This window comes from Psychrobacter sp. (assembly GCF_018260395.1).
Classification (GTDB): domain Bacteria; phylum Pseudomonadota; class Gammaproteobacteria; order Pseudomonadales; family Moraxellaceae; genus Psychrobacter.
Window position 1 is genome coordinate 1 of sequence record NZ_JAGLBC010000092.1, and the last position, 9,687, is coordinate 9,687.

Annotated in this window: 8 protein-coding genes; 4 read left to right on the top strand and 4 right to left on the bottom strand. The window is 37.3% G+C overall.

Translation table 11 applies throughout. From position 1 onward, the window contains the following. The first annotated feature begins 65 nt into the window (after positions 1-65). From QZ265_RS07695 to dusA, 4 genes are all read left to right on the top strand, one after another. Positions 66-1,025: an NAD(P)-dependent oxidoreductase gene (locus tag QZ265_RS07695; RefSeq protein ID WP_296405001.1), complete on the top strand. Its 960-nt coding sequence runs from the start codon at positions 66-68 to the stop codon at positions 1,023-1,025. Between the two features lie 281 nt (positions 1,026-1,306). Next, complete coding sequence (locus QZ265_RS07700; RefSeq protein ID WP_366513675.1) at positions 1,307-3,157, top strand: phospholipase D family protein; 1,851 nt, start codon at positions 1,307-1,309, stop codon at positions 3,155-3,157. Between the two features lie 98 nt (positions 3,158-3,255). Continuing rightward, a complete protein-coding gene (locus QZ265_RS07705; RefSeq protein WP_296405003.1) occupies positions 3,256-4,563 on the top strand; it encodes an MFS transporter in 1,308 nt (435 codons plus the stop codon). An 81-nt stretch (positions 4,564-4,644) separates the two neighbouring features. Next, entirely contained in the window at positions 4,645-5,658 is a 1,014-nt protein-coding gene (dusA, locus tag QZ265_RS07710) for a tRNA dihydrouridine(20/20a) synthase DusA (RefSeq protein WP_296405005.1), read from the top strand. Between the two features lie 153 nt (positions 5,659-5,811). Here the strand turns inward: dusA and QZ265_RS07715 are convergent, their stop codons facing one another. The 4 genes from QZ265_RS07715 to QZ265_RS07730 form a co-directional block, all read right to left on the bottom strand. Beyond that, on the bottom strand, positions 5,812-6,645 hold the full coding sequence (locus QZ265_RS07715; RefSeq protein ID WP_296405006.1) for a CPBP family intramembrane glutamic endopeptidase: 834 nt from the start codon (positions 6,643-6,645) through the stop codon (positions 5,812-5,814). Positions 6,646-6,794: 149 nt separating this feature from the next. Then, on the bottom strand, positions 6,795-7,679 hold the full coding sequence (locus tag QZ265_RS07720) for an alpha/beta hydrolase (protein WP_296405007.1): 885 nt from the start codon (positions 7,677-7,679) through the stop codon (positions 6,795-6,797). After that, positions 7,680-8,753 (bottom strand): signal peptide peptidase SppA, encoded by a 1,074-nt coding sequence (gene sppA / locus QZ265_RS07725; RefSeq protein WP_296405009.1) that lies wholly within the window; start codon positions 8,751-8,753, stop codon positions 7,680-7,682. 439 nt (positions 8,754-9,192) lie between these two features. Beyond that, the coding region (locus tag QZ265_RS07730) for a hypothetical protein (protein ID WP_296405011.1) at positions 9,193-9,687 on the bottom strand (495 nt) is incomplete at its 5' end.

Here is a 9,687-nt window from a genome sequence, read left to right on the forward strand (position 1 = left end):
TATACGCTAATGGTATATTTTTGTTAGATTAACACTGAATTTATCAAACACTGAGGAGAACAACAATGACTAACATTAACCGAGGCTACGACTTAACACCCGATCAATCTAATCCGCCTGAATTTAACCATTCAAAACCGAAAACCGTAAGTTTTTTAGGGCTTGGGGCAATGGGTTATCTTATGGCCAAGCACCTTGTAGATAAGTTCGAGACGGTCATGGTCTGGAATCGCTCTTTTGAAAAGGCTCAAGCCCATGCAGAAGAGTTTGGTACTTTAGCAGTCTGTTTAGAGCAAGCAGTTATGGCAGATGTTATATTTTCCTGTTTGCCAACTAGCGATATTGTGGATCAAGTTATCGAACAGGCCTTGCCTCATTTAACCGCCAATAGTGTTTGGGTCGATTGTACCAGTGGCGTACCCCAACAAGCAAAAGACTGTCAAGCCACATTACGATCGGTAGGTTGTGATTTTTTGGATGCTCCGGTATCAGGGCAAACCTCTGGTGCAGACAGTGGCACTCTGACAGCCATGGTTGGAGGTTCAGCTACTGCCCTTGCATATGCTAAACCCGCCATTGACTGTTTTGCAGGTTTAGTTGTGCATGTTGGTGAATCAGGTGCTGGCTATGCAGTTAAAGCGGTTAATAATACATTGTTTGCGATCAATGCTTGGGCAGCAGCTGAAGGGCTATCTGTACTCAAAGCGCATGGGGTCAATCCTTCTGATGCCCTTGATTGTATTAACAAAGCTAGTGGTCAAAGCTTCGCCACCTTAGCTACTTTACCGGATCGTGTGGTCAATCGAGCTTTTCCCAAGACATTTACTATTGATTTGATGGCTAAAGATTGTGCTATAGCCATTGATCTACAAACTCAAAAGCTAGTCCCTACTCCGGTAATGGCACAAGTTGCAAGTTTAGTCCGAGCGGCTAGTAACCAATACCACCCAGGATCAGCAGATTTTTCTGAATTTGCTAAGTATTATGAAAAAATGAGTGGTATAACCATTAGAGATGATCATTAATTTTGACTATTTTTAGATAGTTTTAAATAATTTCAGATTTTAAATGCAATATTCAAATTTTATCAATTAAAGTGCGTTTCTTATAAAGTTATAAGGTTGCTGAAGTTAAAGGCTTTGTTTAATTATGGTTAAACATTTCAGCAACTTTATTATGTTATGAACTTAGGTAGAATTACTTTCATTTTATAATATCTAATTGAAGGTAATATGGAGCACATATTATTTTCACTTTAGTCATACGTGCTTTATGGCACAAAGAGTTTGAATGAAGGTGTCATATTTTGATCGATTTAGTTATAACAACTCCTACCAATCAAGTTAAGTCCAATTCGTCTGTAATGATTCGATCTACTTCAATTAAGTGTATTTCTAACAATAATAGTGCCATTAACAAATTAAAATGTCTCTCTAATAAGAACCTTTTTTTAAAGCTAATGACTGCAGGTGCTTTTGCGCTATCTTTAAGCGCTTGTAATACATTACCAAATACTCCGCACATTACAAAAAGCATTCAGCTAACGGACTCTATAAATGAGCATTACGCTCTTAAAAGCAGCGCTTCTCTTGAGCCTCCGGTTAATTCTATTCTAGTGACTCAAACTAGCAGTAAACATTCTTCGGTTTCGGGATCTGAAGTTTCAAATTTAAAAAAAACACAACTGCAAAAATCTATTCTCCAACAAGGCCGATTACATCCTAATCAATCGGGTTATCACACCATACTTACTGGTGCCGATGCTTTTGCTTCACGCAGTATTCTTACCGATATGGCTACGGAAAGCATTGATGTTCAATATTATATATGGCACGACGACCAAGCTGGTCAACTACTCCTAAAAAAGCTGTGGCAAGCCGCTGACCGTGGGGTCGTCGTTCGCTTGTTATTAGACGACTTCAATACCAATGCCGCTTTGGATAAGCATTTATTGCGCTTTGCTAGTCATCCCAACATTGCTGTACGCCTTATAAATCCTATGTCTTTTCGTAAGTTTCACACCTTAAATTATTTTACCAATTTAAGCCGTATTAACCATCGTATGCACAATAAAAGCATGACCTTTGACCGTCGACTTAGTATTGTTGGCGGGCGAAATGTAGGTGATGAATATCTAAGTAATGATAAAAAAAGCCAATTTGCAGACCTAGATGTGTTGTTAATTGGTAATGTCGTAAAAGATGTTAATAACAGCTTTGAGCAATATTGGAACTCAGATATTTCTTATGACATAGAAACTTTAGTAAACCATAAATCTTCAAAATTAGATGTTGATATTAATTACAACCCAAAAATCAAAACTGAAGAATTTATTAGCAGTCTTGAAAAAATCTATCCTGAAAAATCTTCAGCCAACAATAATGGCTTAAACGTGTATAATCGTGCGTTAGAAAATTCGACCATAGATGCTGATTTAATTAATCAACAAGTGCCTTTTCGCTGGGCGCAAATGACATTTTTAAGCGATAATGTCGAAAAGTTATTGCAAAATACTCAGCCGCAGGCAAATCTAGTGGCTCAGCTAAGACATGTACTTGGTACGCCTACTAAAAATTTATCGATTATTTCTTCTTATTTTGTGCCTACTAAAGATGGGGTAAACACTTTAATCAAGCTGGCACAACAAGGGGTAAAGGTTAGAATACTGACCAATTCGTTTAATGCAACTGATGTAGCAGCAGTGCATGCTGGCTATGCCCAGTGGCGTGTACCTTTATTACAGGCTGGCATCGAAATATATGAGCTTAAAGCCACTGCCTCTAAAGAAGCTCGAGAAAATAAATTATGGCGAGCCCGCTCTCAATCATCGACTAGTTTACATGCCAAGGCTTTTGCAATTGACGATCATAGCGTTTTTATCGGCTCTTATAATATTGACCCAAGATCGGCAAATATCAATACCGAAATGGGAGTAGTTATCAAAGATGATAATTTAGCGCGTCAATTACATATGGCTATCAGTGATGATTTATTAAATTTAGCTTATAAAGTTGTGTTAACTGATAATAATCGTCTGCAGTGGCAAACGTTAGAGAATGACCAAATTATTTCTTATGATAAAGAACCAAATGTTGATTTAAAAGATTCGTTATGGATAAGTCTCATGTCCTCTATGCCTATAGATTGGTTATTGTGATCATAGTGAATTTTTTATTTTATGGACGTGAGAACTGGCTTTAATCTGGATGCAAGTTTAAGTAGCCCCATTAATATTTATTATGTGATACCAATTCTATGCCTTTTATTGCCTTATCGGATTCATCAAGTACAGTTTCCCCAAAGAAGTTACTGATCATCTGCGCCAGTAACGCTGTTACTTATTTTGACTTTTTAATCTATCTGTTTATGGCAGATATTATCAGCAGTACTTTTTTCCCGGCCAATAATGACCCAACGTTAGCAAAAATTCAGGCCTTAAGCCTTTTTATTGCAGGTTACATTACGCGTCCAATAGGGGCGATCTTACTCAGCCGTTATGCTGACGTCAATGGCCGACGTTCAGCTTTATTGATTAGTACATCCTGTATCGCAATAACTGCGTTATTGACTGCTTGCTTGCCTACTTATGCTCAAGTCGGTATGTTGGCCCCTGTCTTATTCCTTATCGCCCGTCTGTTTCAAGGCATGGCTTTTGGTGCTCATATTCCTCTAGGTTGGGTCTATATTGCAGAACATGTTAACAAGCGCAATTTGGCTACGTTTCTAAGTTTCGTTACAGCAAGCTTTATGTTGGGTGAGCTTGGTTCAAATTTATTGTTTGAGATTCTAACCTCTACCCATACCCAAGCTGAACTTATCGAGTCTGGCTGGCGTATCCCCTTTGTTTGGGCAGCGCTGTTTAGCTTCGTGTTGTTGATGTTACTTCAGACTATTAATGAAACGCCGATATTTCTCAATCAAAAAAATAAACAGCACTTTGTTCCTAAATTGGTAGATTTATTACCTTATTTTAAAAGATTTAATGCTATCTTTTTGGCGCTCATGGTTGCTTTTATCATCGCAAGTTTAACCATGGTGGTTGCCTTACTCCTTCCAGAGTTAGTTGCTATGAGATTTAGTATTGATGAATCAATGTTAAACTACTCAAACAACTTAGGCTTGTTATTTTTGATGATTGGATGTGTATTTTTTGGTTTGATTGCGGATAGAGGTGGCACTGGCAAAGCGTTGATGATAGGGGCAATTGCCCTAACGATCCAAGCATTCGCATTTTTTTATCATTTAGAAAATGGCGACGGTAGTTATATCCTCATTATGTATGCTATTTTAGGGTTTTGTACCGGTTTTATTGGATTAGGCTCTGTTATTTTAGTCCAGTTATTTCCTACTGAAGTTAGGGTTACGGCAGTCTCTATTACTTATAATTTCATGTATGCCATAGTTGGAATTACCTTACCTTTTGGACTCAACTATGCCACTCAGATTGTTAGTTTCTCACCTGCTTTATACCTCATTTTTGTCAGTTTAGTCACCTTCCTAATCGGTCTTTATATTTATCGCTTACCGAAGTTTAAAGACTTAGATCAATCCATAAAACTTTAGCTATCAAATTAAAATGATTGGACCAATGTCATACCTTACAACTTTGTATTTAATCTGCCTATTTAGGACATAAGCTTGTATATGAGCCAACCTGATTTACACAATATTATGCATAATAAACGACTCTCTGTGGCGCCAATGATTGATTGGACGACTACAGACTATCGTTTTTTTGCTCGTCTGTTTAATCCGCACACGTATCTTTATACTGAAATGATTTCAACGAGCGCTATCTTGCATGGCAAAACCGACCGTTTATTACGCTTTAACAGCAGCGAACATCCTTTGGTATTGCAATTGGGTGGAGCAGATCTTAATGAAATGACTCAATGTGCGATAATAGCTCAAGAGCGTGGCTTTGATGAGGTTAATATCAATGTAGGCTGCCCATCGGATCGAGTACAACATAACAAAATTGGTGCATGCCTTATGGCAGAGCCTGATACGGTTGCTAATCTTGTGCGGCATATGCAAGCTGAGATTGATATTCCTGTTACAGTAAAACAACGTATCGGTATCGATGAGCAAGACAGCTATCAATTCATGCAAGAGTTTGTAGCAGCCAGTGCCGAAGCTGGTTGTCAACGGTTTATCGTTCATGCCCGTATTGCTTGGTTAAAGGGACTTAGCCCTAAAGAAAACCGTGAAATTCCCCCTTTAAGATATGAAGATGTCTATCGTTTAAAGCAAGAAATGCCTGAACTCAAAATTGAAATTAATGGCGGTATAGAAACTATTGATCAGATTAAAACCCATCTGCAGCAAGTTGATGGGGTTATGATTGGTAGAGCCGCTTATCATAATCCGTATATCTTGGCGGAGGCAATGCAGCTTTGGGGTGAACAATGCCCTAGTCGAGAGCAGATATTAGATAGTTTGTACCCCTATTTAGAGCAGCAAGTGGCAAGAGGTGAGGCGTTAACTTCATTGACTCGGCATTTTTTAGGTTTATTTCAAGGACTACCGGGCGCTCGCAAATGGCGACAAGCTTTGAGTGGCAAACCGTATTTAAGTCTAGATGAAATCAAAGCAGCAGGTGATGCAGCCCTTCAACAGATTGAACAAGCTAGTCAAGCAGACATTGCAAAAGAATGACAACAATATTTAAAAGTACAACAACAAGCTAATCAATCTTGCTAATTTAGCAGAATTAAAACCTAAGAAAGCTCACTACTGAAGGTATTGAGCTTTTTTATCATTCTATCATGTTATCATTTTTATAATTGATACCAGTTGTATTGTTTTGACTTAACTAATGATCAGATACATCCACATAGCTATCCCATTATTAATCATATGTATCAATATGGGTAAATACAAAGAGCCTGACTTCGCGCGTGCAAAACTTAATAATAATGCTAGCACAAAGACTACGCTCATCTCATAGAATTCGTATTGTAAGTGAATGATTGAGAATAAAACACTGGTGACAATAGTTGCCATCCAAAACCCTTTTGTGCCGTCAAATTGTTCCTTGACTGCACGCCACAATATACCTCGAAACATTACCTCTTCATATATAGGTGCAACAATTACCATAGCGATAATGAGTAGCCATTTAGGATGCACACTATCATATAGATCATCAACAAAAGCAGTTGGATTCTTATCTAATATATAGGTCAACGTTTCAGTGCCAATTGTGAACAATAGCCATAAACCAATAAAGCCCATTGCCACATAAAGTGGGAAAGGCCTTAATGCTAAATAGTCACTTACCTTATAACTTGTTTTAGAAAATGGCTCAGTTATCTCGCCTAGTTTACTCGAATTGATTTGGTCAGAGACACTAGCAAGACGCCACTTTATTATCCCAAAAATAATAGATAGTAAGGTTATTAAAGTGAAAATCATAGAATAACTAGTAACCGTCCCATCAAAACTACCTTTACCAAACCGCTCTAATGTCGTTAATATAAAGTCGTCAAATACTACTGGGGCGAATAAATAGATACCCAAAAGCTGAAGCGCAAAAAAAACGCCTACTATACCTAGATACAGCATCACAACTCCAGGTTTGGAGAAGAGTTTAGGAGCCTCTGGATCATTGGCAAGAGAAGTTAAGTTAAGTTTTTTAAACATAATAAAAGGTGACTTTACAACTTAAGGTACAATAAATAAAACTATGCCAAGTCGTAAACTTTCAGCATAGACGTATCATATGAATTAAACTCACTATTAGGTTCAAGCAGCTATTAGGTTTAAGCAACTATTAAGTTCAAGTAATAATCCTAAGCTTGTTCTGCAATAGTGGCTAGAATAAGATTAGCCACTGAGTCAGGATGCTCTAAAGGAAACATATGCCCGCCTGAATGCAGCTTGAAAGGGATAGACAAGCGTCGTCTTACCTTTTGCGGATATCCTCTTTTGTAAAACTGACTGTCATCACCAATTAATAAAGTAACGGGTCTTTTTGGTGGCTTATTGGGCTTGATCCAATATAATGAAGGGTTGGTTCTAAATACAGCCACTTCAACTTCTTTGGGAATAGTTAAGGTAACCGTACCATCGGGTAAATCACGTAAGCCATGTTCCAAATATCCTTCAAATGCTTTCTCATCGAAATTTCTAAAAAATCCTTTTGGACCCAAAAGCTCTTTAGCTTGTTCACGACTGTCCCAAATATCTCTACGATTTTTAGAAATTGCAGCAGGTGACATCTTATCGGCGTATTTCGGCAACAAATTTTTTGCAGTGTGCCATATCAGATTATCTTTGCCATAAATAAGCGGTGGATCCATTAATACCGCCTGTACAAACAACTTAGGTTTACGGTACATAGCCTGTAAAGTACAAAGCGCACCTAATGAGTGGCCTAGACCAATCACTGCAACTTTGTGCTTCTTAACCAAATCTTTGACACTATCGATAATTTGATTGGTCAAACTATTCCAGTGATTATCAATAGGATAAGTTGGCTCACCATTTTTATCTAAACCTAAAACAGGTATATATTCAACTGTAAAATACTGCTCCAGCACTTCAAATAAGGGCTGATAAACTCTACTTGGCATGCCGTTAGCATGAGCAAAATGAATCACCGGCTTACCTGTCACTTTAGACACTGGCAAGCTTGAAAAGTCCATATTTAATGATACATTTGATGTTAATGACATTTATCTCATCTCAGCTGAAGATTGTTCTTCTGGAAGAAGTTTTAATTCAACTGATGAACCAATACCAGAACCTAGTTGAAGTGCAAAATTGTTCAAAAACATTTTTACTGGATCTACAGGGGTATAATCAATAACGTTGTCAATTTTAAGCTCTTTTTCTAACGTCATTAAGCTTCCTTTTTTGTCAGCCAAACCTAGATCGATCGCTTGCTCGCCAGTCCAAAACAATCCTGTAAATAATTTGTTCTGTTCTGGGTCTTTGAGTCTATTGCCACGACCTTGTTTTACAGCATCAATAAAATGCTTGTGGGTATTATTTAAAACACTTTCGATATGCTGTTTTTCAAAGTCGCTTAAATCACGGCTCATGCTTAAAATGTCTTTATACTCGCCAGCGGTTAAAGTGGCATCTTTGACACCTGCTTTATCCATCAAACCTTTGATGTTATATCCCGGCATAATAACCCCAATAGAGCCTACTAAGCTTGAAGGGTTTACATAGATTTGATCGGCAGCAGAAGCAATATAATAAGCCCCTGAAGCACCCATATCACCAATCACAGCATATAATTTTTTCTCAGGATGATCCTTACGTAATTGCATCATGGTTTGCCATATTTCATCTGACTGAACAGGAGAACCGCCCGGAGAGTTAATATTTAAAACCACTGCTTTTGAGCCTTTAGCTTCAAAAGCTTCAGTTAAAGCTTCACTGACATCATAAGAATTAGCTGCATCATCAGCGCTAATCACCCCTTTAATATCCACCACAGCAATATGAGGACTAGCCACATCAACTGTTGATATACTGTCCGTGGGAGCACAACTGCGACTGAGCAAAAAGATCAAAAGTAGCAACGTTGCTAAACTTAAAACCTTAGAAACAACACGCCAACGACGAGCACGACGCTGCTCTTCAATACTAGCGAGTAAGGTTTTTTCTAGTAAATGCCATTCACGACCGCCAGAACTTATAGGTAATGATCTTGGTGTCTGAGGTGTCTTATTATCAGAATTATTTGGAGCTGAATTATTATCAGGGGTTTGATTGGGATCTGGTGGCCAGTTTGACATATAAAATGTGAATCCTACTTTCGATTGATATATTTGGTAGATAATAAAGTATTTATAGATACTGATGTGCTAAAAATACTTTTGTGTTTAAAGTTAGTTTTGTGCTTAAAATTAGTTTTGTACTAAAAATTTGTTTTTTCTCAAAAATAGCTTTGTGCTTAAAATTAGTTATGTATCTTAAGATTGCGTTATATAAAACTTGTAACTGAATTTTAACTTTTTCAATAACTCAGCCTTCATACCCATTATTGATATATTGGTAAAATTTAAAATAAGTTTGAGTTTAAGAATTATGACAATAAGGCTACAATGAATTAGAGAATACTACCTTAACTGACACAGTGGTATTTTGTCAGCGGTAATTCTGTAAAATATTAATTCATATCTTAACTTTTTACTGCAGTTTAGAAATAAGTTCTAGAGTTTAAAGAATAAAACATTACTGATCTTGCCATTTTGCATACACTTCTTTTAAGGTTAAATTAGCAGTAGCATTCGCTTCACCAATAATTTTCCAATGATTGATAGAAAACCCTTTCGTTATCGATTCATCTAACTTTGATTGAGAAGACGTCAGCCAGTAACTTTTGCTAAGTTTACTCTCAAATTTCTGGGTATTATGTATGGAGTTTGCCCCTATTATGGGATTATCTGAATCACACATTAGCTGCCACAATTTACTTAGTTGAGGCTCTGCACTGCTATAAAATACCACGCTATTTTTATCAGCAATATTTAATACTTTATTGTGCGACTTTTCATTCATTTGATTTACGTCTTGCTTAAAACTAAGGCTATCAATAGTAGATTTGTCTGGGAACAACTGCTCCGTAGCTCTCTGTTCATTAAGATAAACGGCCTTAGTAGTTGATATCTCGACTACGCAATCCCAAACCCTACTGTCATCCACCTTCACCCATCCAGTTAGCACTTT